Annotated in this window: 21 protein-coding genes; 12 read left to right on the plus strand and 9 right to left on the minus strand. The window is 73.7% G+C overall.

Annotated features, from left to right (window positions below; genetic code table 11):
- Genes phnE (C7474_RS01965) through C7474_RS01975 form a run of 3 tightly spaced genes read left to right on the plus strand, consistent with a single transcriptional unit; the run spans position 1 to position 2,559 of the window.
- Complete coding sequence (gene phnE / locus C7474_RS01965; protein WP_121057152.1) at positions 1 to 816, plus strand: phosphonate ABC transporter, permease protein PhnE; 816 nt, start codon at positions 1 to 3, stop codon at positions 814 to 816.
- Positions 813 to 1,715 (plus strand): phosphonate ABC transporter, permease protein PhnE, encoded by a 903-nt coding sequence (gene phnE / locus C7474_RS01970; RefSeq protein WP_121057154.1) that lies wholly within the window; start codon positions 813 to 815, stop codon positions 1,713 to 1,715. Before phnE (C7474_RS01965) ends, phnE (C7474_RS01970) begins: the two co-directional genes overlap by 4 nt.
- Positions 1,696 to 2,559 (plus strand): MurR/RpiR family transcriptional regulator, encoded by an 864-nt coding sequence (locus C7474_RS01975; RefSeq protein WP_121057156.1) that lies wholly within the window; start codon positions 1,696 to 1,698, stop codon positions 2,557 to 2,559. Before phnE (C7474_RS01970) ends, C7474_RS01975 begins: the two co-directional genes overlap by 20 nt.
- A 175-nt stretch (positions 2,560 to 2,734) precedes the next feature.
- Here the strand turns inward: C7474_RS01975 and C7474_RS01980 are convergent, their stop codons facing one another.
- The 6 genes from C7474_RS01980 to C7474_RS02005 form a co-directional block, all read right to left on the minus strand.
- Positions 2,735 to 4,171 carry an aldehyde dehydrogenase (NADP(+)) gene (locus C7474_RS01980; protein ID WP_121057159.1) on the minus strand — a complete coding sequence of 479 codons (1,437 nt, stop codon included), beginning with the start codon at positions 4,169 to 4,171 and terminating at the stop codon, positions 2,735 to 2,737.
- A complete protein-coding gene (locus C7474_RS01985; RefSeq protein ID WP_121057161.1) occupies positions 4,168 to 5,316 on the minus strand; it encodes a mandelate racemase/muconate lactonizing enzyme family protein in 1,149 nt (382 codons plus the stop codon). Before C7474_RS01985 ends, C7474_RS01980 begins: the two co-directional genes overlap by 4 nt.
- A complete protein-coding gene (locus tag C7474_RS01990) occupies positions 5,313 to 6,212 on the minus strand; it encodes a 5-dehydro-4-deoxyglucarate dehydratase (protein WP_121057163.1) in 900 nt (299 codons plus the stop codon). The genes C7474_RS01985 and C7474_RS01990 overlap by 4 nt, the downstream gene beginning before the upstream one ends.
- Entirely contained in the window at positions 6,209 to 7,168 is a 960-nt protein-coding gene (locus C7474_RS01995; RefSeq protein ID WP_121057164.1) for an NAD-dependent epimerase/dehydratase family protein, read from the minus strand. Before C7474_RS01995 ends, C7474_RS01990 begins: the two co-directional genes overlap by 4 nt.
- A complete protein-coding gene (locus C7474_RS02000; RefSeq protein ID WP_121057166.1) occupies positions 7,165 to 8,511 on the minus strand; it encodes a Gfo/Idh/MocA family protein in 1,347 nt (448 codons plus the stop codon). Before C7474_RS02000 ends, C7474_RS01995 begins: the two co-directional genes overlap by 4 nt.
- A gap of 340 nt (positions 8,512 to 8,851) precedes the next feature.
- Positions 8,852 to 9,853: a LacI family DNA-binding transcriptional regulator gene (locus C7474_RS02005; RefSeq protein WP_121057168.1), complete on the minus strand. Its 1,002-nt coding sequence runs from the start codon at positions 9,851 to 9,853 to the stop codon at positions 8,852 to 8,854.
- A 180-nt stretch (positions 9,854 to 10,033) separates the two neighbouring features.
- Here C7474_RS02005 and C7474_RS02010 point away from each other — a divergent pair, with 180 nt between their 5' ends.
- The 6 genes from C7474_RS02010 to C7474_RS02040 all read left to right on the plus strand — a co-directional run bounded on the left by C7474_RS02010 (position 10,034) and on the right by C7474_RS02040 (position 16,922).
- Positions 10,034 to 10,999, plus strand: a complete 966-nt coding sequence (locus tag C7474_RS02010) for a M24 family metallopeptidase (RefSeq protein WP_121057857.1) — start codon at positions 10,034 to 10,036, stop codon at positions 10,997 to 10,999.
- 267 nt (positions 11,000 to 11,266) lie between these two features.
- Positions 11,267 to 12,403 (plus strand): Gfo/Idh/MocA family protein, encoded by a 1,137-nt coding sequence (locus C7474_RS02020; RefSeq protein WP_121057858.1) that lies wholly within the window; start codon positions 11,267 to 11,269, stop codon positions 12,401 to 12,403.
- A gap of 11 nt (positions 12,404 to 12,414) precedes the next feature.
- Positions 12,415 to 13,617, plus strand: a complete 1,203-nt coding sequence (locus C7474_RS02025; RefSeq protein ID WP_121057170.1) for a dihydrodipicolinate synthase family protein — start codon at positions 12,415 to 12,417, stop codon at positions 13,615 to 13,617.
- A complete protein-coding gene (locus C7474_RS02030) occupies positions 13,614 to 14,510 on the plus strand; it encodes a sugar phosphate isomerase/epimerase family protein (protein ID WP_121057172.1) in 897 nt (298 codons plus the stop codon). Before C7474_RS02025 ends, C7474_RS02030 begins: the two co-directional genes overlap by 4 nt.
- A 47-nt stretch (positions 14,511 to 14,557) precedes the next feature.
- On the plus strand, positions 14,558 to 15,586 hold the full coding sequence (locus tag C7474_RS02035) for a LacI family DNA-binding transcriptional regulator (RefSeq protein ID WP_121057174.1): 1,029 nt from the start codon (positions 14,558 to 14,560) through the stop codon (positions 15,584 to 15,586).
- A gap of 145 nt (positions 15,587 to 15,731) precedes the next feature.
- On the plus strand, positions 15,732 to 16,922 hold the full coding sequence (locus C7474_RS02040; RefSeq protein WP_121057176.1) for a glycerate kinase: 1,191 nt from the start codon (positions 15,732 to 15,734) through the stop codon (positions 16,920 to 16,922).
- Positions 16,923 to 17,034: 112 nt separating this feature from the next.
- Here C7474_RS02040 and C7474_RS02045 read toward each other — a convergent pair whose 3' ends face one another.
- Positions 17,035 to 17,721, minus strand: coding sequence for a ThuA domain-containing protein (locus C7474_RS02045; RefSeq protein ID WP_121057178.1), 687 nt, complete (start codon positions 17,719 to 17,721; stop codon positions 17,035 to 17,037).
- Positions 17,722 to 17,888: 167 nt separating this feature from the next.
- Complete coding sequence (gene pgm / locus C7474_RS02050; protein ID WP_121057180.1) at positions 17,889 to 19,529, minus strand: phosphoglucomutase (alpha-D-glucose-1,6-bisphosphate-dependent); 1,641 nt, start codon at positions 19,527 to 19,529, stop codon at positions 17,889 to 17,891.
- A 169-nt stretch (positions 19,530 to 19,698) separates the two neighbouring features.
- Here pgm and C7474_RS02055 point away from each other — a divergent pair, with 169 nt between their 5' ends.
- Positions 19,699 to 20,343, plus strand: coding sequence for a hypothetical protein (locus C7474_RS02055; RefSeq protein ID WP_121057182.1), 645 nt, complete (start codon positions 19,699 to 19,701; stop codon positions 20,341 to 20,343).
- Positions 20,344 to 20,413: 70 nt separating this feature from the next.
- Here C7474_RS02055 and C7474_RS02060 read toward each other — a convergent pair whose 3' ends face one another.
- Entirely contained in the window at positions 20,414 to 21,058 is a 645-nt protein-coding gene (locus C7474_RS02060) for a hypothetical protein (protein WP_121057184.1), read from the minus strand.
- A 99-nt stretch (positions 21,059 to 21,157) separates the two neighbouring features.
- Here C7474_RS02060 and pheA point away from each other — a divergent pair, with 99 nt between their 5' ends.
- Together pheA and C7474_RS02070 are read left to right on the plus strand one after the other, a co-directional pair.
- On the plus strand, positions 21,158 to 22,120 hold the full coding sequence (pheA, locus tag C7474_RS02065) for a prephenate dehydratase (protein ID WP_121057186.1): 963 nt from the start codon (positions 21,158 to 21,160) through the stop codon (positions 22,118 to 22,120).
- Positions 22,121 to 22,351: 231 nt separating this feature from the next.
- Positions 22,352 to 22,534: a hypothetical protein gene (locus tag C7474_RS02070; RefSeq protein WP_121057187.1), complete on the plus strand. Its 183-nt coding sequence runs from the start codon at positions 22,352 to 22,354 to the stop codon at positions 22,532 to 22,534.
- The last annotated feature ends 48 nt before the right edge of the window (positions 22,535 to 22,582 follow it).

The following is a 22,582-nucleotide window of genomic DNA, read 5'->3' on the forward strand; positions in this document are numbered from 1 at the left end:
GTGTCCGCACCGGCATCCGCACCCCCGCTCGTCGTCCCGCCCAAGCCCACGCACCGCGCGCGGACCGCGCTCATCGCCCTCGCGGTGACGGCGTTCACCGTCCTGACCTGCCTGCCGGCGATCGGCGGGATCGACCTCGACCTCGGTGCGCTCGTGCGCAACTGGGACAACGGTGCGGGACTGCTCGCGCAGTTCCTACAGCCCGACTTCTCGTTCTTCCCGCGCACGGTCGGACCCATGCTCGAGACGCTGCAGATGGCCGTCGTCGGCGCCGCCGCGGCGGCGGTCGTCTCGGTGCCGCTCACGCTGTGGGCCGCGTCGCCGACCAACCCGAACGCCCCGAGCCGCGTCGCGCTGCGCGCCGTCGTCAACGTCGTGCGCTCGGTGCCCGACCTCGTCTACGCGACACTTCTGGTCGCGATGCTGGGCGTCGGGGCGCTCCCCGGTGTGCTCACCCTGTTCCTGTTCGACCTCGGCATCATCGTCAAGCTCGTCTCGGAGGCGATCGACTCCGCCGACCACGCGTACATGGAGGCCGGCCGCGCCGCCGGCGGCACCCAGACGCAGATCAACCGGACGACCGCGCTGCCGCAGACCTGGCCGCTGTTCGCGAACCAGTGGCTGTACACGCTCGAACTCAACGTGCGCATCTCGGCGATCCTCGGCATCGTCGGCGCCGGCGGCATCGGCCGACTGCTCGACGAGCGTCGCGCCTTCTACGCCTACGACGACGTCGCGATGATCGTGCTCGAGATCCTCGTGGTCGTCATCCTCATCGAAGTCTTCTCGCACTTTCTCCGGAGGCGACTGGTATGACCGTCCTGGCTCCTTCCCGCCCCGTCGACCTGATGCTCCCGCCGCGACCCTCGCGCCTGGTCCCCACCCTCACGGCGATCGCCGTCGGCGCTGTCGTGCTGGCCGCCGCGGCGGGCCTGCCGATCCGCTGGACCGACCTCGCCTCGCTCCCCGCGCAACTGCTGCACTACGGCGCGCTGATGTTCGAGAGCCCGAACTGGGAGAAGCTGCCGCGCGCGCTGTTCGAGACGTGGCGGTCGATCTCGATGGCGTGGATCGGCGCCATCCTGTGCGTGCTCGTCTCCATCCCGCTCGGGATGCTGGCCGCCGGCAACGTCGGACCGGTCTGGCTGCGGCTGCCGCTGCGCGGGCTGTTCGCCGTCATCCGCGCCGTCCCCGAGGTGATCATCGCGCTGCTGCTGCTGACGATCACCGGCCTCACGCCGTTCACGGGTGCACTCGCCCTCGGCATCGCCGGCATCGGCACGCAGGGCAAGTGGGTGTACGAGACGATCGAGTCGCAGCAGGAGGGCGCGTCCGAGGCGGTGCGCGCCGCCGGCGGCGGCACCGCCGAGGTGACGCGCTGGGCGCTGTGGCCGGCGGCGGCGCCCGCGCTGCTGTCGTTCGCGCTCTACCGGTTCGAGATCAACATCCGCACCTCCGCCGTGCTCGGCCTCGTCGGGGCTGGAGGCATCGGCAGCATGCTGGCGAACTACACCAACTTCCGCGAGTGGGATACGGTCGGGATGCTCCTGATCGTCGTCGTCGCCGCGACCATGCTGATGGATGCCGTGTCCGGCGCGATCCGTCGACGGATCATGCGTGGTCCCGGCGTCCGCCGCCCGGACCGCGGGCTCGGTGCAGGCGCCGCGGGTGAGAAGGGCGCGAAGGGGGGACGCGATGTGGCAGGGATCCGCTGACGCACCGCCGACCGCGCGCATCGCGATGCTCGCGCCGTCGCTGCAGCCCAGCGAGCGCCGCGTCGCCGACGCGATCGCCGCCGACGTCGAGGGCACCATCGAGCGCACGGCGCAGGAGGTGGCCGAGGTGGTCGGCGTCGGTCGGGCGAGCGTCATCCGCACCGCCCAGACCCTCGGCTACGACGGCTACCCCCAGCTGCGCGTCGCCCTGGCACGCGAGGTGGCGTCGATCGCGGTCACTCCCTCCGACGCGGATGCCGACCGCACCGAGCTCGGCGCGCTGCGCGCCGCGGTCGACCGCTTCGCCGCGCGCGTGGGGCGGACGGTGTCGGCGGTGACGGCCGACAGCCTCGAACGGCTCGTGGCCGAACTCGACGGCGCGACGCGGCTGCTGGTCGCCGCCAACGGTCTGTCGATGCCCGTCGGCGTCGACCTCGCGATGCGGCTGACCTCGGCCGGTCGCCCCGCCGAGTACGTCGTCGACACCCTCGGCCAGCAGATCACCGCGAAGCAGCTCGGTCCCGGATCGGCGTGCCTCGTCGTCTCGGGCTCGGGCGTCAACCGCGCGTCGATCGATGTCATGGTCGCGGCGCGCGAGAGCGGTGCGGCGGTGCTCGCGATCACGTCGTTCCCGCGGTCGGCGGTGGCGGACCTCGCCGACGTGACCCTCGTCGTCGCACCCGTCGACGACTCGTTCCGCGACGAGCTGCTGCACACCTCGCGCGCCGGTCTCATGCTCGTGACGGAGTCGCTCGTCGGCCTCCTCGTCGCCCGCCGCGGCGCGTCGGCCGCCGCCGCCCAGGCCGCGACCCTCTCGGTGCTCAGCCACTCACTGTCGGAGTAACCGCGCACCGTCGGTCGGCCTCGCGCCGGCGGCGTTCACAATTCCGGATGATCGGGGACCTGCCGCCGCCGCGCCCGCGGAAACGCGCGGCCGTCGGCCGGTGCAGGGGCCGGATCTCCGGAGTTGTGAACACCGAAGCCGCGACCCGACCGCCTCGGAGCCCGGCGCGCCGGGGTCAGGGGATGACGAGGGCGCCGTTGCGTCGGTGGGGGAGGCGGGCGAGGGCTTCGTCGCGCAGCGGCGCGGGCAGCAGGGCGGCGGGGGCGTCCTGGTAGGCGACCGGCCGCAGGAAGCGGCGGACGGCGCTCGCCCCGACCGACGTGTGCAGCGACGTCGTCGCCGGCCACGGTCCGCCGTGCTGCTGCGACCAGGTGACGGCGACGCCGGTCGGCCAGCCCGCGAACAGCACGCGTCCCGCCCGCTGCTGCAGCAGCTCGAGGGTCTCGGCCACCTCCTCGCCGGGTTCGGCGTGCAGCGTCGCCGTGAGCGATCCCGGGACGGCCTCCATCGCCGCGCGCAGGTCGTCGGCGCCCGTGTACCGCACGAGCAGCGTGACCGGGCCGAACACCTCCTCGAGCAGCACGTCGGCGCGCGCGGCGACCGCCGCCGCATCCGTCGTGAGCACGACCGGGCGCGCTCCGTCGGGGGTCTCCGCGCCGTGTCCGGCGACGGCCACAGACGGGTCGGCGAGCAGATGCGCGATGCCGTCGGGGAACGCCGCCGTGATGCGGTCGGTCAGCAGCGCCCCGCCGGCGGCCCCCGCGGCATGGGTGACGACGGCGTCGTCGAACCCGGCACCGGCGGGCACGAACACCACGCCCGGCTTGGTGCAGAACTGCCCCGCCCCCAGCGTGAACGAGCCGACGAGTCCCTGCGCGAGGGCGTCGCCGCGGGCCGCGGCTGCGCCCGGGGTCACCACGACGGGATTGACGGAGCCGAGCTCGCCGTAGAACGGGATCGGGTCGGGCCTGCCGCTCGCGAGGTCGAAGAGCGCGCGTCCGCCCGACAGCGAACCCGTGAACCCGGCGGCGGCGATCGACGGATGCTGCACGAGCGCGTTGCCCGCCTCCCGGCCCTCGACGAGGGCGAGCGAGCCTTCCGGGGCACCGGCCTCCTGGAGCGCCGCGACGGCGACCTCGGCGGTGCGCCGCGAGAGCTCCGGGTGACCGGAGTGCGCCTTGACGATGACGGGGTTGCCGGCCGCCCACGCCGAGGCGGTGTCGCCCCCGCACACCGAGAAGGCGAACGGGAAGTTCGAGGCCGAGAACACCGCGACCGGGCCGACGCCGACCAGCAGGCGCCGCAGCTCGGGGCGGGGCGGGGTGGCGCCGGCATCCGCGTCGTCGACGGTGAGCTCGAGGTACGAGCCCTCCCGCACGACGGCGGCGAACAGGCGCAGCTGCCCACTGGTGCGGGCGACCTCTCCGCGCAGTCGTGCCGCGCCCAGACGGGTCTCGCGGTCGGCGATCTCGACGAGCTCGTCGACGTGCGCGTCGAGGGCGCTCGCGACGGCGTCGAGCCAGCGGGCGCGGGTGTCGGCGTCGGACGTGCGCCAGACGGATGCCGCCGCGGCGGCGCGTGCGGCGAGTTCGTCGATGAGGTCGGTGCTCATGCGGGGGTCCTCTCGGAGGTCGACGGGGTGGGGGAGCCCGGGAGCAGGCGGGAGCCCGGGAGCAGGCCCGAGCCGGCGAAGCGCAGCCCGAGCCCGGCGTGGGGCAGTTCGGTCACCGTGCCGGCGGCGATCCGCACCGGCGACGGGTCGGCGAGTGCGCCGAGGTCGCCGAAGCCGGCATCCTCCACATCCTCGACCATCACCTCCTGGTCGAGGGTGAGCGCGAGCTGTCCCGACAGCTCGGGCAGCAGGTGCGGGTGCAGCGCCGCACCCTCGTCGGCCGCGAGGGCGGCGATGCGCCGGAACGGGGTGATGCCGCCGACGCGCACGATGTTCGGCTGCACGATCTGCGCGGCGCCGGCGCGCAGGAAGTCCGCGAGCCGGTGGATCGTGTGCACGTTCTCGCCGAGCGCGATCGGCACTCGCGAGGATGCGGCGAGCCGCCGTGCGAGCTCGGTGTGACCGGCGAGGTCGTCGGCGCGCAGCGGCTCTTCGATCCACGCGAGGTCGAAGTCGGCGAGGGCCTCGAGGGAGCGGGTCGCGCGGTCGAGGTCCCAGCGTTGGTTGGCGTCGATCATGAGGGCGCGGTCGGGACCGAGCGCCTCGCGCACGGCGGCCAGACGGTCGGCGTCTTCGGCGACGTCGGGCTTGCCGACCTTGACCTTGACGGCGTCGAAGCCGGCATCCACCCACCGGCGCACCTGCGCGGCGAGCTCGTCGGTCGGGTAGTGCAGGTTCACGCCGCTGCCGTAGGCGCGCACGCGGTCGCGGCGTCGCCCGAGCAGCCCCGACACCGCCTGCCCCGCGGCGCGCGCCTCGGCATCCCAGAGGGCGAGGTCGAGTCCGGCGAGGGCGATCGTCGTGAGGCCCCCGCCGCCCGCCTCGTGCAGGTGCTCCCACGCGGGCTGCCACAGGGCCGCGGGGTCGGCATCCCGCCCCACGGCGTATCGGGCGATGTCGTGCTGCAGCAGGGCGAGCACGGCCTCGGCGCCGATCTGCGGGGTCCACGAGAAGCCCCACCCTTCGACGCCGTCGCCACGCACGACGCGGGTCGCGACGACGCCGACGCTCGTCACGTCGGCGGCCCAGGGCCGGGTGAGCGGCACTCGCACGAGGCGGGCGTCGAAGGCGGTGATCGTCGTCACAGCAGCGCCCGACCGGCGTCGAGGATCTCGCCGAGGCGACGCTCCTGGTCGGGTGTCGGGTCGACGAGCGGGGCGCGCACCGAGCCGACCGCGAGGCCCTGCAGCCGCAGCCCCGCCTTGATGAGCGAGACGCCGAACCCGGGCGTCTCGTCGCGCAGGGCCACCAGTGGCGCGTAGAAGCCGTCGAGCAGGGCGAGGCGACGGGTCTCGTCGCCGTCGATGTAGGCGCGGTAGTAGGCATTCGCGACCTCGGGGATCATCGCGAACGCGGCCGACGAGTACAGCGGCACCCCGATGCCCCGGTAGGCGGCCTGGGTGAGTTCGGCGGTGAGCAGCCCGTTGAAGAAGGCGAAGTCATCGCGCCCCGTCTTCGCGACCTCGCGCACGATCAGCTGCGTCACGCCGATGTCGCCCGCGCCGTCCTTGAACCCGACGACGCGCGGATTCTCCGCGAGGCGCCGCACGGATGCCGGCGTGAACTGGCCGTTCGCACGGTGGTAGACGATCACGGGCAGATCGGATGCCGCGGCCACCGCCTCGACGTAGGCGACGAGCCCCTGCTGCGTGCCGCCGACGAGGTACGGCGGCAGTACGAGCAGCGCGTCGGCGCCGGCATCCGCCGCCGCACGGCCCACCTCGATCGCGTGGCCGAGCGGACCGCCGGCGCCGGCGACGACGGGCACCGCGCCGGCGACGGCGGCGACCGCGACGCGCACGACTTCGGCGGCCTCGGCCGTCGAGAGGGCGTGGAACTCGCCCGTGCCGCACGCCGGGAACACGCCGCCGGCCGCGTGGCCGACGCCGGCGGAGACGTGCCGGGCGAGCAGGTCGACGTCGACGCGTCCGGACGCGTCGAAGGGCGTGACGGGGAAGAAGAGGATGCCGTCGAAGTTCATGCGAGCTGGGGCTTTCCGGTCGGGAGCGGGTCGGGGGAGGCGGGGGCGGGACCGGCCGGGGTGTCGCGCAGTGCATCCCGCCACGAGTGCGCGGGCGCCCAGCCGAGCAGACGCTTGGCCTTCGCGTTCGAGAAGGCGGGCGCCGAGCCGGTGAGCACGGCGGCGGCCTGCGCCGTCCCCGGATGGAACCGGGGGATGAGGTCGGCCAGCGGCTCGCGGGCCAGGGCGTCGTCGGCGCCGACGAAGAACGTCTCGGCGTTGGGGATGTCGGGAAGCGCGTCGAGCAGACGCTCGCAGAACGCCGCGACGTCGCGGGCGTCGACGTAGTTGAACACCGCGGGCGCCGACAGTGCCGGGTCGTCGAGACGTTCGCGCACCGTGTGGCCCTGCTGGGTCGGGGCGCCGGCCCATTCCTCGGGCGCGATCACGTAGCAGGGGCGGAACGACGCCAGACGCACGGCGTCGCCGGTCTGGCGGGCCAGCATCCGCACGGTCTGCTCGATGAGGTGCTTCGAGAGGGCGTAGGCGTTCCACGGGCGCGGCTCGGTACGCTCGTCGAGCGGGAAACGGTCGGGTACCCACCCCGTCGGGCAGTTGTAGCCGAGCGCGGTGGGGCTCGACGCGGCGACGATCTTCGGCACGCCGGCGGTCACCGCACCGCCCAGCACGGATGCCGCGAGGGCGGCGTTCGTGCGCAGGATGACGTCTTCGGGGGCGCTGAAGGGCACCGCGATCGCGGCGAGGTGGATGACGGCATCCGGGCGCTCGCGGGCGAGCAGGCGCGTGGTCGCGTCGGCGTCGGTGAGATCGAGCGCGACCTGCCGGATGCCGGCGAGTTCGGCGGCGTCGGACTCGCCGCGGTCGACGGAGATCAGCTCGTGCCCGGCGCCGGCGAGCCCCGCGACGAGGGTGCGTCCGAGGCGTCCGGCGCCGCCGGTGACGAGGATGCGGCTCATGCGTGCTCCCGGGTCTTGCCGGACAGCAGCGGGATGCCGAGGTCGGCGATGTCGACGGGGAGGCCGGTGACGAGGGAGCGGTTGCCGGCGATGCCGACGGCGATGGAGCGGATGCCGTCGGTCCAATCGGCGGCGCGGGCGAGGGGGTCGTGTCCTCCGCCGACGAAGATGTCGGCGAGGAGGAGGGCGTCGCCGCCGCCGTGTCCGCCGGCGCCGTTCACGATGGGGATCTCGAGCGCCTCCTCCCAGTGGCGCTGCACGAGGAGGCGCTCGCCGTGGGGGCGGAGGGTGCCGGTGCCGCCGGCATCCTTCGCGCTCGGGTCGAGCACGGGATGCAGGCCTTCGCCGTGGAGGACGGCGCCGCGTTCGACGACGTCGAGTTCGGCGCGTCCTTCGGTGCCGTTGATCGCGACGCGGTAGCCCTCCCAGGGGGCGTGGGCGTTGAGGGAGTAGGAGAGGGTGGCACCGGAGGCGTAGTCGACGACGAGGGCGAGGTTGTCTTCGATCGTGATGCCGGGGCCGAACACGTCGCGGTCGCGGAGGTAGCCGTCGTGGGCTTCGGCGTCGAGGTAGAGGCTCGTGAGGCGGGGGTCGGTTCGCAGGTCGAGTTCGAACGGGTCGTGGTCGCCGTCGTGGGTGCCGCGGTCGGGGCGGTCGGTGAGCCCGCGGACGGCGGCGTTCTCGGCGCCGTAGAAGCGGAGGCCGCCGGAGGCGTAGACGCGGCGGGGGGTGGAACGGATCCACCAGTTGACGAGGTCGAAGTGGTGGCTGGATTTGTGGACGAGCAGCCCGCCGGAATGGTCTTTCTGGCGGTGCCAGCGTCGGAAGTAGTCGGCACCATGGTTGGTGTCCAGCATCCAGGAGAAGTCGATGCTCGTGACTTCGCCGATCATGCCGTCCTGCAGGATGCGGCGCAGCGCGCTGTTGCGGGGCGAATAGCGGTAGTTGAACGTGAGCACCACCTGGCCGCCGGTGCGGTGGGCGGCGTCTTCGATCGCGGCGGCGCTGTCCGCGTCGATCGTGAGGGGCTTTTCGACGACGACGTCGGCGCCGGCTTCGAGGGAGCGGACGATGAGCTCTGCGTGCAGGTCGTCGCGCGCGCACACGACGACCCGGTCGACCCGTTCGGCGGCGACCATGTCTTCGAGCCGGTCGGGCGTCCAGGTAGTGGGGGTCGGGAGGCCGCGGCCGGCGACGAGGTCGGCGTAGTAGGCGGCCCGGCCCGGGTTCGGCTCGCAGATCGCGACGAGCTCCGCCCGATCGGGGTAGGTCTGCGTGATCGCGTCCACGTACATCTGCGCGCGATGGCCCGCGCCGATCAGCGCGTAGCGGGTGGTCGTCATGACTCGTCCTCGGGTCGACCCGGCATCCGCCAGGAAACGTTTTCTCAGGCTAGCACAGGTGGGGGTAAGCGTGTTCCGGGACGTGAGTCTCTGCTCGCCAGTCACTTCTGGCGGCCTCCGGCCGTCGGGAGTCGCCGTTTGTGGCTGCTGAGCGCGGGTGCGGTGCAGCGATGGACGCTCACCAGCCAGGTGTGGCGACCTGGATGCTGTGGGGCCCACCGTTTGTGACCGGCGAGCGACGGCCGCGGGCGCGCGGCAGCCTCGGCTCACCAGTCGCGTGTGGCGGCCTCCGGCCCCCGGCACCCACCATTTGTGGCTGCGGAGGCGCGCGGCGGCGGGGTCAGTGCGGGGCGGGACCGGTGCTCGTGCGGATGACGAGCGCAGGGGTGCGGGTCGTCGCGGCGACGGGGGTGCCGCCGCTGAGCTGCGCGTGCAGGGCGGCCCACGCGTCGGCGCCGAGTTCGGCGGCGGGCACGGCGGCGGTCGTCAGCGGCGGTGTCGTGTAGCGCGCGAACGGGATGTCGTCGAAGCCCGCGACCGAGAGCTGCTCCGGTACGCGGATGCCGCGATCGCCGACCGCCGAGAGCAGCCCCATCGCGACGAGGTCGTTGAAGGCGAGCACGCCGGAGGCTCCGGAGTCGAGCACGGCGTCGGCGACGGACGCTCCGCTGTCGAAGTCGACGCCGCACGCGAGTTCGTCGATCGTGAGGTCGGGGTGCGCGGCGCGCGCCACCGCGAGCGCCTCGAGCCGCGACGCGTTCGAGGCGCTGCCGACGACGCCGGCGAGGAACACCAGCCGCCGGTGGCCGAGCGCGTACAGGTGCTCGACGAGCTCGGTGAGCGCTGTGCGGTAGTCGGCGGCGGCGACGGGCGCCGCATCCTGGGGTGCGCGGTTGACGACGACGACCGGCGCGAGATCGGGCAACAGCGATGCCAGCTCGGCCGCATCCATGCGCGGCGCGCACAGCACGAGGCCGTCGGTCCGGCGGCGCGTGTCGACGGCGAGCACCCGTTCCTCGGCGACCTGCTCCGCGGTGTCGGCGATGAGCACGTGATAGCCGTCGGCGGCCGCCGCGCGGCTGAGGCCGCGCAGGATGTCCTGGAACGTCGGGTTCGCGAGGTCGGGGACGACGACGGCGACGGTCTGGGTGCGCCCGAGCACGAGACTGCGGGCGAGGGGGCTCGCCGCGTATCCCAGTTCCGCGGCCGTGCGGCGCACCCGTTCTGCGAGCGCGGGATCGACGGTCGCGTTGCCGTTCATCACCCGCGACACGGTCGACAGCGACACCTCGGCGTGGCGGGCGACATCGGTGATCGTGGCCCGCCCCGGGGTCTTGGCCATGACGCGCTCCGTTTCCGCCGGGCGACCCGGACCCTCCATACTAGGGCGAGAAAGCGTTTCCCGCCCCAATCGGGCACCGACCCTGCGACGAAGCGAGGACCCATGCCGTCGGCATCCGATCGACTCGAGAAGCAGCGGCGCCTCGCGGCCGTCCGCGCGGATGCCGGGGGAGCGCCGCTCGTGCTCACCACCCACGAGGCGGTGTCGTGGTACCTCGACGGCGTCCGCACCCACGTCTCCCTCGCCGGGCCGCCGGTCGCGGCCGTGCGTGTCGATGACGAGGGCGACACCCTGTACGTCGCCGCCAACGAGGCCGAGCGCCTCGTCGCCGAGGAGCTCCTCCCGGCGGATTCCGACCGCCTCGTGCGCGTGCCGTGGCAGACCCCGCCCGCCCTCGCCGCGACGGCCGCCGGCGACGCCCTCGCCGAACCGGCGGTCGCCGCCGCCCTGCGTGCCGCCCGGGCAAGCCTGCTGCCCGCCGAAGCCGAGCGCTACCGGATGCTGGGGCGCGACACCGCCGCCGTGCTCACGGATGCCGCAGCCACCCTGACCCCCGCGACGACGGAGCGCGCCGCCGCATCGGCGCTCGCCTCGGGACTCGTCGCCCGCGGCATCGACCCGCTGGTCGTGCTGGTCGCCGGGCGCGAACGGCTGGCCCACCGGCATCCGCTGCCCACGGCGGGCCCGCTCGGCCCGCGCGCGATGCTCGTCGTCTGCGGACGGCGCCACGGGCTCATCGCGAACGCGACGCGCTGGGTGGGAGAGCCCGGAGCGGACGACGCGCGGATCATCGACGTCGAGGCGGCCTTCTTCGACGCGACGCACCCCGGCGCAGGGCTCGACGAGGCGTTCGACGCGGGCTGCGCCGCCTATGGCGCGGCGGGGTTCGATCCCGCCGAGTGGATGCGGCACCACCAGGGCGGGCCGACCGGTTATGCCGGCCGCGACCCCCGTGCGACGGGCGCCGAGAGCGACCGCATCGCCGACCGCCACGCATTCGCGTGGAACCCGAGCGCGCCGGGCGCGAAGGTCGAAGACACCGTGCTCGTCACGGCGGGGGGTGTCGAGGTGCTCACGGTCGACCCGCGCTGGCCGACCGTGACGCATGCGGGACGCGTCCGTCCGGCCGCCCTTTCCTTCGCCTGATCCTCGGGCGGCCGGGGACGCCGCGCGCGCCGAGCGGGTAAGCGCTTGCCAGATCGACTTCCACCTGCTTAGCTAGCGGAAAGCGTTTACCGACCGAATCGCACCCCACCGGGCCCGTCGCCGCAGACGCGCCACACCCGCACACGAAAGCAGACTCCCGTGACCGACACGACCCTCGCCGCATCCACCGAGCCGGCCACCGCCGACGCCACCGCCGCCCCCGCCGCAGCCGCCTCCCGCCCCGCCGTCCGCGAGATCGGCATCATCATGAACGGCGTCTCCGGTCGCATGGGCTACCGCCAGCACCTGGTGCGCTCGATCCTCGCGATCCGCGACCAGGGCGGTATCGAGTTGCCCGACGGCACGAAGGTGACCGTCAAGCCGCTCCTCGTCGGACGCAGCGAAGCCAAGCTCGCCGACCTCGCCGCGAAGCACGGCATCGACGACTACACGACCGACCTGGATGCCGCCCTCGCCGACCCGCGCTGGGAGATCTACGCCGACTTCCTCGTGACGAAGGCCCGTGCGACGGCGCTGCGCAAGGCGATCGCGGCCGGCAAGACGATCTACACCGAGAAGCCCACCGCCGAATCGGTCGACGAGGCGCTCGAGCTCGCGAAGCTCGCCGCCGCCGCCGGCGTGAAGACCGGCGTCGTGCACGACAAGCTCTACCTGCCGGGCCTGCAGAAGCTCAAGCGCCTCATCGACTCCGGCTTCTTCGGCCGCATCCTCTCGGTGCGCGGCGAGTTCGGTTACTGGGTGTTCGAGGGCGACTGGCAGCCGGCGCAGCGACCGAGCTGGAACTACCGCGCCGAAGACGGCGGCGGCATCATCGTCGACATGTTCCCGCACTGGAACTACGTTCTCGAGAACCTCTTCGGCGACGTGCAAACGGTGTACGCGCAGGCCGCCGTGCACATCGCCGACCGCTGGGACGAGCGCGGCGAGCACTACACCGCGACGGCCGAGGATGCCGCGTACGGCATCTTCGAACTGTCCGGCTCACAGGGGCCCATCACGGCGCAGATCAACTCCTCGTGGACGGTACGCGTGAACCGCGACGAACTCGTCGAGTTCCACGTCGACGGCACGCACGGCTCCGCCGTCGTCGGGCTGTTCGGCGCGAAGATCCAGCCACGGAACGCCACCCCGAAGCCGGTGTGGAACCCCGACCTGGAAGACACCCACGACTACGACGCCGACTGGCAGCAGGTGCCGACGAACGACGTGTTCTTGAACGGATTCCGACAGCAGTGGGAGGAGTTCCTCACCTCGTACGTGCTCGACACCCCGTACGAATTCGACCTGCTCGCGGGTGCGCGCGGTGTGCAGCTGGCAGAGGCGGGCCTGCGCTCGAGCCGCGAGGGTCGCAAGGTCGAGCTGCCCGCGCTGAGCCTGGACTGAGCGTTTCCGCCATGACCGATCTCACCCTGCTCTCCCCGGACGGCGCGCTCCGGCGCACACCGCTCACCGGCGCCTCCGAATACACCCGTCCCACGGGGCCCCTGCGTTCCCGCGTCGCGTACGCCGCCGCGCACGTCGTCCCGAAGACGCACGCTGACAACACCCCCGGCCGGCCCGCCGAGATCGACTGGGACGCCACCCTCGCGTTCCGCCGCGGCGTGTATTCCTGGGGGCTCGGCGTGGCCGATGCGATGGACACCGCGCAGCGGAACATGGGGCTCGACGCCGCCGCGACCCGCGAACTGATCTCCCGTTCGGCCGCGGTCGCCCGCGAGGAGGGCGGTTCGGTCGTCGTCGGCGTCAACACCGACCACATCGAGGCCGAGCGGATCACGCTGGCCGAGGTGATCGACGCCTACAAGAGCCAGCTGCATTTCACCGAGGAGCAGGGCGCGGGGCCAGTCCTCATGGCGTCGCGGCACCTCGCCCGCGCCGCAGGGGGCGCCGAGGACTACCGCCGGGTCTACCGTGAGGTGCTCGCCGCGGCGACCACGCCCGTCGTGCTGCACTGGCTCGGCACCGCGTTCGACCCGCAGTTGCAGGGCTACTTCGGAGCGGACGACTGGCCCACCGCATCCGGCGTGCTGCTGGAGATCATCCGCGAGAACCCGGACAAGGTCGCCGGGGTCAAGATGAGCCTGCTCGACGCCGACTCCGAGGTGGCCGTGCGCGAACGCCTCCCGGAGGGGGTGCGCATGTTCACGGGCGACGACTTCAACTACGTCGGGCTCATCGGCGGCGCCGACGTGCCCGCCGCGCGGCAGCCGCAGCGCGACCTGCGCGCCACACGGCAGCACTCCGACGCGCTGCTGGGCGCCTTCGCGGCGATCACCCCGGTCGCCTCCGCCGCCATCCAGGCGCTGGATGCCGGCGACCCGGCGCGCTACCTCGAGATCCTGGAGCCCACCGAAGAGCTCTCCCGCCAGGTGTTCGCCGCGCCGACCTTCTATTACAAGGCCGGCGTCGCCTTCCTCGCCTGGCTGAACGGATACCAGCCCGCCTTCCAGATGGTCGGCGGCCTGCACTCGGCGCGCAGCCTGCCGCACCTGTCGCGCATCGTCGACCTCGCCAACACCGCGAAGGCGCTCGAGCGACCCGACCTGGCGGCCGAACGCTGGCACGGGATGCTGCGCCTGAACGGAGTGGACGCATGAACGCCCCCGATCCCCGCCTGTCGATCAACCAGGCCACGATCAAGCACGCCGATCTCGCCACCGCGCTGCGGGTGACGGCGGATGCCGGGGTGCAGGCGATCGGGCTGTGGCGCGAGCCGGTGCAGGAGGTCGGTCTCGCCACGGCGGCGCGGATGCTGACCGACTCGGGCCTGCGGTTCACGACGCACTGCCGTTCCGGGTTCTTCACGATGCCGGAGGGCCCGGCGCGGCGCGCGTCGATCGACGACAACCGGGTCGCGATCGAGGAGGCCGCGACCCTCGCCGCCGCCGGTGCTCCGGGATCGACCGCGATCCTCGTGCTCGTCGTCGGGGGGCTGCCGCCGCTCGGCGAGCCCGGGGCCCGCGATCTCGTCGGCGCCCGCGAGCGCGTGCGCGACGCGATCGGCGAGCTGGCCCCGGATGCCGTCGCCGCCGGGGTGACCCTCGCGATCGAGCCGCTGCATCCGATGTACGCGTCCGACCGGTGCGTCGTGTCGACCCTCGGCCAGGCCCTCGACATCGCCGCCGACTTCCCGGCCGACGTCGTGGCCGCGACCGTCGACACGTTCCACATCTGGTGGGATCCCGACGTGCTCGCCTCGATCGCGCGCGCCGGGGCCGAAGGCCGGATCGCGACCTACCAGGTGTGCGACTGGAAGACCCCGCTGCCCGCCGACGTGCTGCTGTCGCGGCACTACCCGGGCGACGGCGTCATCGACTTCGCCTCGCTCACCGACGCGGTCGTCGCGACCGGGTACGACCGTGACATCGAGGTCGAGATCTTCAACGAGCAGATCTGGGCCACCGACCCCGCCGTCGCCGTCGCCGTCGCCGTCGCCGGGTTCGCGGCATCCGTCTCGCCCCACCTGCCGGCGGGCGCGCGGCGGGCGTGACCCGTGGCTCGGTCGTGAACGCCGTCCGGCGACCTAGACTCGCGGTCGTGACCCCCGCTCCCGCTGCCCGCCCCGCGTCCGTGACCCTCAACGACGTCGCCGCCGCCGCCGGCGTCTCGCTCGCGACGGCGTCGCGGGTGCTGAACGGATCGACCCGCGTCGTCGCCGAGACCTACCGCGTGCGTGTCGAGAAGGCGGCGGCCGAACTCGGCTACTCCGCCAACCTGTCGGCGCAGGCGACCGCGCGGGGGACGTCGGCGGTCGTCGCGCTGCTGGTCGCCGACATCGCCGACCCCTATTTCGGCGAGCTCGCCGCCGGCGTCGCGCGCGGCGCCGACGAGGCAGGTCTGGTCGTCACGATCGCCACGACCGACCGCGACCCCGACCGCGAGCTGCGACTCGTGCGCGCGCTGCGCGGTCAGCGTCCGCGCGGTGTCATCCTCGCCGCCTCTCGCACATCCGCCGAGTTCCCCGCCGACCTCGCGCGCGAACTCGACCTGATCGCATCGGCCGGCGGGCGCGTCGTCGCCCTCGGCGCCGGGGCCGGGGCGGTGCGCGGCATCGCCCTCGACAACCGCGGCGGCGCCGAGGCGCTCGGCCGTGCGCTCGCGGATGCCGGATACCGCAAGGCCGTCGTGCTCGCGGCGGCCGAGGGCGTCGTCACGAGCGACGACCGCGTCGCCGGGTTCACCGCCGGGTTCGTCGCCGCCGGCGGAGCCGACCCGCGCGTCGTGCGCGGCGGATTCACCCGCGAGGCGGGTGCCGCGGCGATGGCCGAGGCACTCGCGGACGGGGTCGCCCCCGGAACCGTCGTCTTCGGCATCAGTGACGTCGTCGCGATCGGGGCGATGGGCGCCGTCCGCGCCGCGGGGCGCGACATCGGCGCCGACATCGCCCTGTGCGGGTTCGACGACATCCCCACGAGCCGCGACGTCACGCCCGCCCTCACGACGGTGCGCGTCCCGCTGGAGGCGATCGGGTACGCCGCGCTACGCGCCGCCGTCGACGCCGACGACGCTCCCGTTCCGCCCGCGCTCGAAGTCGTGCTGCGCGCCAGCACGCCGCCGCGGCCGTGAGCCGCGCGTCGGCGCTCGCCGCGGCCGCGGCCGTTCACAACTCCGGACCGACGGGCGCAGGTGCCTCCCGCATCCGCGGAATTCCGGGGGTGTCGCGGCGTTCGAGCGCGGATCTTCCGGAGTTGTGCGCACGGTGGGGCGCCGCATGACCCGCATCGTCGTCGCCCTCGACAGCTTCAAGGGTTCGATCACGGCGGCCGAAGCCGCCCGCGCGCTCGCCGCCGGACTGACGGCGGATGCCGCCGCTTCCGCCGCTGACGTCGAGGTCGTGCTGCGGCCCATGGCCGACGGCGGCGAGGGCACGCTCGACGCGTTCGAGGCCGCCGTGCCCGGCGCGCGGCGCATGCCGGTGCGGGTCACGGGCCCCGCCGGCGATCCCGTCGCCGCGTCGTGGCTGCTCCTCCCCGACGGTACCGGGGTCGTCGAACTCGCCTCGACGAGCGGGATCGAACTGCTCGGCGGCGGGGCGGATGCCGCGGCCCTCCGCGGCGAGGACGCCGACACGACGGGCTTCGGTCAGGCCATCGCCGCCGCGCTCGGCCACGGCATCGCCCGGATCGTGCTCGGCATCGGCTCGAGCGCCTCGACCGACGGTGGCGTCGGCATGCTGCGCGCCCTCGGCGCCCGGTTCACGGATGCCGCCGGCGCCGACATCGCGCGCGGTGCCAAGGGTCTGCGCACTCTCGCCGCGGTCGACCTGTCCGGGCTGCTCCCGCTCCCTGCGGGCGGCGCGGTCGTGCTGACCGACGTCACGAACCCGCTCCTCGGACCGGCGGGAGCCGCCGCCGTGTTCGGGCCTCAGAAGGGACTCGACGCCGCCGGCGTCGCCCGCGCCGACGCCGCGCTCGCGCGCCTGGCCGACCTCGTCACCGCCGCGTCGGCGGGGTCTCCGGGCGACGAGCGGCAACCTGCCGCTGATCGACGCCGCCCTCTCTCGTGGGCAGACACCGCGGGTGCCGGCGCCGCCGGCGGCACCGGCTTCGGGTTGCTCGCCTGGGGCGCGCGACTCGTGCCCGGCGCCGCCGAAGTCGCGTCGCTCGTCGACCTCGCCCGCGCGATCGACGGAGCGTCCCTCGTGGTCACCGGGGAGGGCTCGTTCGACGGGCAGTCCGCCGCCGGCAAGGTCCCCGCGTTCGTGCAGCGCGCCGCGGCGGCGGCGGACGTGCCGGTCGCGCTCGTGGCCGGACGGATCGCGCCGGATGCCGACACGTCGGCGTTCGCGGCATCCGTCTCGCTCACCGCGCTCGCCGGCAGTCCCACCGCCTCGTTCGGCGCCCCCGCCCATTGGCTGCACGCCGCCGGCGTCGCCCTGCGCCGCTCCGTCCCCACCGACTGAGGCTCGACCCTTCCGCCGAACCCTCGGTCCCGGGCCGAACCCTTCGTTTCAGGCTGCCCCGGAGGCGAGGGTTCGGCCGGAGACCGAGGGTTCGGCGTGACCCGCCCGCGCCTCAGGCCCGCGCGGCCCAGAGGGCGAGAGTCCGCAGCAGCGCGCGATGACCGGGGGATTCATACGCCCGCGCGTCGTGCCCCAGCACCGACACCGCGACGCGCGCGGCGCCGACCTCGCGGACCCACGCGGTCGGCTCGACGTCGCCCGGAGCCGCGCCGACGTGGGTCGCGACGATCGTGCTGTCGCCGATCCGCTGCAGTCGGCAGTACCGTTCGTCGAACACCTCGAAGTCCTCGACTGCGAACGGCGCACCACAGCCGGAACCCACCGACCCGGCGGAAGCACCACCGGTGATGCGGGCGCGCCCGATCTCCGGATGCATCGACACCCCCGGCAGCCAGACCGCGCCGATCGCCGCAGCCCACAGCGGATGGTCGCGCAGCGACGACACCGCGCTGTGCACGGCGAGCACCCCCATGCCCCGACCCAACGCCGCCGTCAACCCGGCGACGGCGGCCACCGGCGCCCCGAAGGCCGCCCCGTCGCGCCACGGATCCCCGGCGTTCACGACGAGCAGGTCGACGCCCTCGAGGCGGGTCAGCGCGCCATCGACGTCGGAGTCGACGACGACGGCGAATCCGGCATCCGTCAGCACCTCCGCCAGCAGCGCGCTCGTCTCGGCGAACGGATGCCACGGGTCGCCGTATCGGCCTGCGCCCGAGGCGATCAGCGCTCGCCGGGTCATGTCGCCGCCCAGCCTGCGCACTTCTCAGGACGGATGGTCGACGGATGCCGCAGCCGCCCCGTCACCGCGCCGCGAACCGCACGGCCCCCTCCGGATCGTCCTGAGAAGCGAACCGGGGACGCCGCCCGCACACCCGACACGGTCACCGGCGCCCGTCCGCCCGGCCGTCAGGCCCCGAGGGCGGCCGCGACCACGGCACGGGCCTCGGCCTGCACCTCGGCGAGGTGCTCCGCGCCGCGCAGCGACTCGGCGTAGAGCTTGTACACGTCTTCGGTGCCCGACGGACGGGCGGCGAACCACGCGTGCTCGGTCTGCACCTTGAGGCCGCCGATCGCCGCCCCGTTGCCGGGTGCGTGCGAGAGCTTCGCGGTGATCGGCTCGCCGGCGAGCTCGGTCGCCGCCACCGAGTCGGGCGACAGCTTCGCCAGCGTCGCCTTCTGCTCCGGCGTCGCCGGCGCGTCCACCCGCTGATACGCCGACGACCCGTACTCCTTCTCGAGCTCCGCGTACCGCACCGAGGGCGTCTTGCCGGTCACGGCCAGGATCTCGGAGGCCAGCAGGCACAGCAGGATGCCGTCCTTGTCGGTGGTCCACACCGTGCCGTCCAGTCGGAGGAACGACGCGCCCGCCGACTCCTCGCCGCCGAAGGCGACCGACCCGTCGATGAGGCCCGGGACGAACCACTTGAACCCGACCGGCACCTCCACGAGCCGCCGGCCGAGGGCCTCGACGACACGGTCGATGATCATCGACGAGACCAGCGTCTTGCCGACGGCCGCATCCGCCCGCCAATTCGGCCGGTGCGCGTACAGGTAGTCGATCGCGACGGCGAGGTAGTGGTTCGGGTTCATGAGCCCCGCGTCGGGGGTCACGATGCCGTGACGGTCGGCATCCGCGTCGTTGCCGGTGAGGATGTCGTACTCGTGGCGGCGGGCGACGAGGGCGGCCATCGCCGACGGCGAGCTCGGATCCATGCGGATCTTCTCGTCCCAGTCGAGCGTCATGAACCGCCAGGTCGGGTCGACCTCGGGGTTCACGACCGTGAGGTCGAGCCCGTACTTCTCGGCGATGAGCGCCCAGTATTCGACGGATGCCCCACCCAGCGGGTCTGCGCCGATCCGCACGCCGGCCTTGCGGATCGCGGCGACGTCGATGATGTTCTCGAGGTCGGCGACGTAGTGCTCGCGGAAGTCGTAGCCGCCGACGCGGCCCTCGCCGATGTCGGCGAAACGAGTGCGCTGCACACCCGCCAGGCCCGCCTCGATCAGCGCGTTCGCGCGATCGGCGATCCACCCGGTCGCGTCGGTGTCGGCGGGGCCGCCGTGCGGCGGGTTGTACTTGAAGCCGCCGTCGCGCGGCGGGTTGTGCGACGGGGTGACGACGATGCCGTCGGCCCGGCCCGGGTCGTCGAGCGCGCGCCCGCGGTTGTAGGTGAGGATCGCGTGGCTGAGTGCCGGCGTCGGCACCCACGAGTCACGGGAGTCGGCGCGTACATCGATCCCGTTCGCGACGAGCACCTCGATGGCGCTGCGCTCGGCGGGGCGCGAGAGCCCGTGGGTGTCGCGCCCGAGGAACAGCGGCCCGGCGATGCCCTGCGCGGCGCGGTAGTCGACGATCGCCTGCGTCGTGGCGAGGATGTGGTCTTCGTTGAAGCTCGACGACAGCGACGAGCCGCGGTGGCCGCTCGTGCCGAACGCGACCCGCTGGGCGGCGACGGCCGGATCGGGTCTGCGGTCGTAGTACGCGGCGATCAGCTCGTCGATGTCGATGAGGTCGGATGCTTCGGCGGGCTGTCCTGCGCGGCTCATGTGCCCAGTCTGGCACTCGCAGCCGATCCGAGCACGTGCGGGGACGGCATCCGCGGACCATCCGCCGCCCGTACGGATTTGTCACGGCCCCCCGCCCCGAATTCCCGGCGACGCCACAGGTCGTCGCAGCCACGCCCTGTCACAATATGGTCAGACCACAGGAGGGGTGATGGCACAGAGTCTTCGCGCACTCACCGCCGCGGCGCTGCCCGCGGCGGTGCTCAGCGGCGCGATGCTCGATTCGCCCGCACTCGCTGCCGACGCCGACGATCGCGCCGCCGCGCATCGGGCTGTCGCGACGTGGGACCACATCGCGATGCCGACGCTCCTGTCGGTCGAGCCCCGACCCGGTGCCGTGCTGCGCGGGGAGGTGGCTGTGCGCGCGATCGTCGATGCGCCCACCGAGACCCGCACCGCTATCGAGCTGCGCCGCGACGGGCGGTGGTGCACGGACGCGACGATGGAGGTCGGCGCGCAGATCCACGGGCGCACGCCGCACATGAGCGTCGACACGACGCGCTTCGCCGACGGGGTCTACGAGGTGCACGTGGCCGTGGTCGCCGCCGGCGGGGGCACCGCGACCCGTACCCACGAGGTGCGCATCGACAATTCGGGTGCGGTCCGCGCGGCGGCCTCACGCGCGGTGGTCGAACCGACGCGGCAATGCCGCGCATTGCTGTCCCGCGCCGACGGCACGCTCGTCGCCGACCACCTCGTCGAGGCGAGCGCAGCATCCCTCCGGCACCTGGACGGCGTGCGGTGGCGTCTGCCCGACGGGGAGTACACGATGCGGATCGACCTCGTCGAGACCTGACGCGCGGGCGGATGCCGGCCTACGGGGCGGGCGGGTGTCGGGGAGCTGGACGGATGCCGGAAATTCCGGCTCAGCCCCGGTGCAGCACCGCGGTGGCCGTGCCGCCGGCGACCGTGCTCGTGAGCGTCAGGGTGTCGGCCGTGCAGGCGTAACCGGCGTCGGCGACCGGAGCGGTCGAGATCTGCTCGGCGACGGCGCTCGCATCGGTCGGGGAGCCGTCGAGCGTCGCGCTGATCTGCAGGGCGTCGGTCGAGGTGGTCGCGGCGGTGACGCGATCGTCGGTCGCGGTGTAGGTGCCGTCGACGCTGCCGCCGAGGGTGACGACGATCGCCGTGCCTCCCGCCTGCGCGGTGATCTCGGCCGAGGGCGCCCAGGCGTAGGTGCCGTCCGAGCCCATCATGAGGGTGGCCGTCCCCTTCGGGGTGAGGCCGATGCCCGAGCCGGCTGTGGCCGCGTTGATACCCACGTAGAACTGGTCGAGGCCCGCCTGGTCCATCGTCCAGTCCCCGACGAGGCAGTCCGGTCCGAGCAGTTCCGCGTCACTGGTCGGCGTGGGCGTCGGCGTCGGACTCGGTGTCGACCCCGGGAGGGGCGAGCGGGTCGGGCTCGCCGACGCGTCGGGCGCGGCGACTTCCGGTGCGCACGCGGCCAGGCCCAGAGCGAGCAGCGCGGAGGCCGCGAGGGCGAGGACGGGCGTGACGGAACGGCGGGTCATGCCTCCACAGTACGGGCGCCCGCAGCGCCCGCCCGACCGTGTGCGCGCGGGTCGCCCATCCCGGCTGCCGCAACCGGAGGTGGCCTAGGCTGGGTCCCCGTGAGCACAGACGCGACCGGCATCCCGACCCGACGCACCTACTCCTATCTCGGCCCCGCCGGCACCTTCACCGAGGCCGCGCTCGGGCAGGTCCCCGAAGCGCGCGACCAGATCTGGCGTCCCGTCCGCAACGTCGCCGAGGCGCTCACCGACGTGGTCGAAGGTCGCTCGGATGCCGCGATGATCGCGATCGAGAACTCGATCGACGGCGGGGTGTCCACGGCGCAGGACGCGCTCGCCACGATGCCGGGACTGCGGATCGTCGGCGAGTACCTCGTGCCGGTGAACTTCGTGCTGGTCGCCCGCCCGGGTGTGCGTCTCGAGGACGTCTCGCTCATCGCCGCGCACCCCGTCGCGTACGCGCAGTGCCTGCAGTGGCTGTCGGCCCACCTGCCCGAGCACGCCCACCTTCCGGCGGCGTCGAACGTGGCATCCGCGGTGGGGATCGTCGACGGCGTGAGCGATGCCGACGCCGCCATCTCGCCACCCGGCATCTTGGAGCACTACGACCTCGAGCTGCTGGCCTCGGGGATCGGCGACAACGCCAACGCCGTCACGCGGTTCGTGCTCGTGGCGCGCACCGTCGCCCCGCCCGCACCCACCGGCGCCGACAAGACCTCGCTCATCGCCGAGTTGCCCGACGACCACCCCGGCGCGCTGCTCGAGCTGCTCGAGCAGTTCTCGACCCGCGGCATCAACCTGTCGCTCATCGAGTCCCGTCCGATCGGCGACGCCCTCGGCCGGTACCGGTTCGTCATCGACGCCGACGGGCACATCCAGGACGAGCGGATGGCCGACGCGCTGCTGGGCCTGCGCCGCTTCAGCCCGAAGGTGATCTTCCTGGGGTCGTACCCCCGCGCCGACCGCGCGATCGTGCACTATCCGGAGCGCTACTCCGACGACGTGTTCGTCGAGGCCCGCGACTGGCTGCGCGGTCTCATCTCCGGAGAGCCCGAGGCCTGATCCGCGGGTCCGGCCCGAGTCGGCGCCCTCCGGGATGCGGGGCGCCCGGAAGCCGCGGTGCGCCGGACCGGCTCAGGAAGCGGCGCGCGCCCGACGCCGGGACGTGAACAACAGGCCGCGGCGACAGCGGCGACCAGTGCCGCTGCTGTCGCCGCGGGCGCCAACGACTGCGTGTTCAGCCGGCAGTCGGCCGGAGCGGCGCCCTGCGCCGACTGGGCCGGGGACTGCGCGATGTCGGGGCGGGCGATCGGCTCCCGCGCGGGGAACTCCACGATCCGCCGTGCCGACGACGTGGCCGGGGAGGTGTTCGGCGGCGGCGTCTGGGGTGTCGCGGGCGCGAGCGTCGCGCTCACGTGTCGGGCCTCGGTGCGGGCGATCTCGAACGGCACCGAACGCTTCCGCGCGCCGTCGTAGGTGGGCCGGCGGCGCCTCTGCGGTGTCGCTGCCGGCGGTCGTGCCGAC

The sequence above is a fragment of the Microbacterium telephonicum genome (genome assembly GCF_003651225.1).
Lineage (GTDB): Bacteria > Actinomycetota > Actinomycetes > Actinomycetales > Microbacteriaceae > Microbacterium > Microbacterium telephonicum.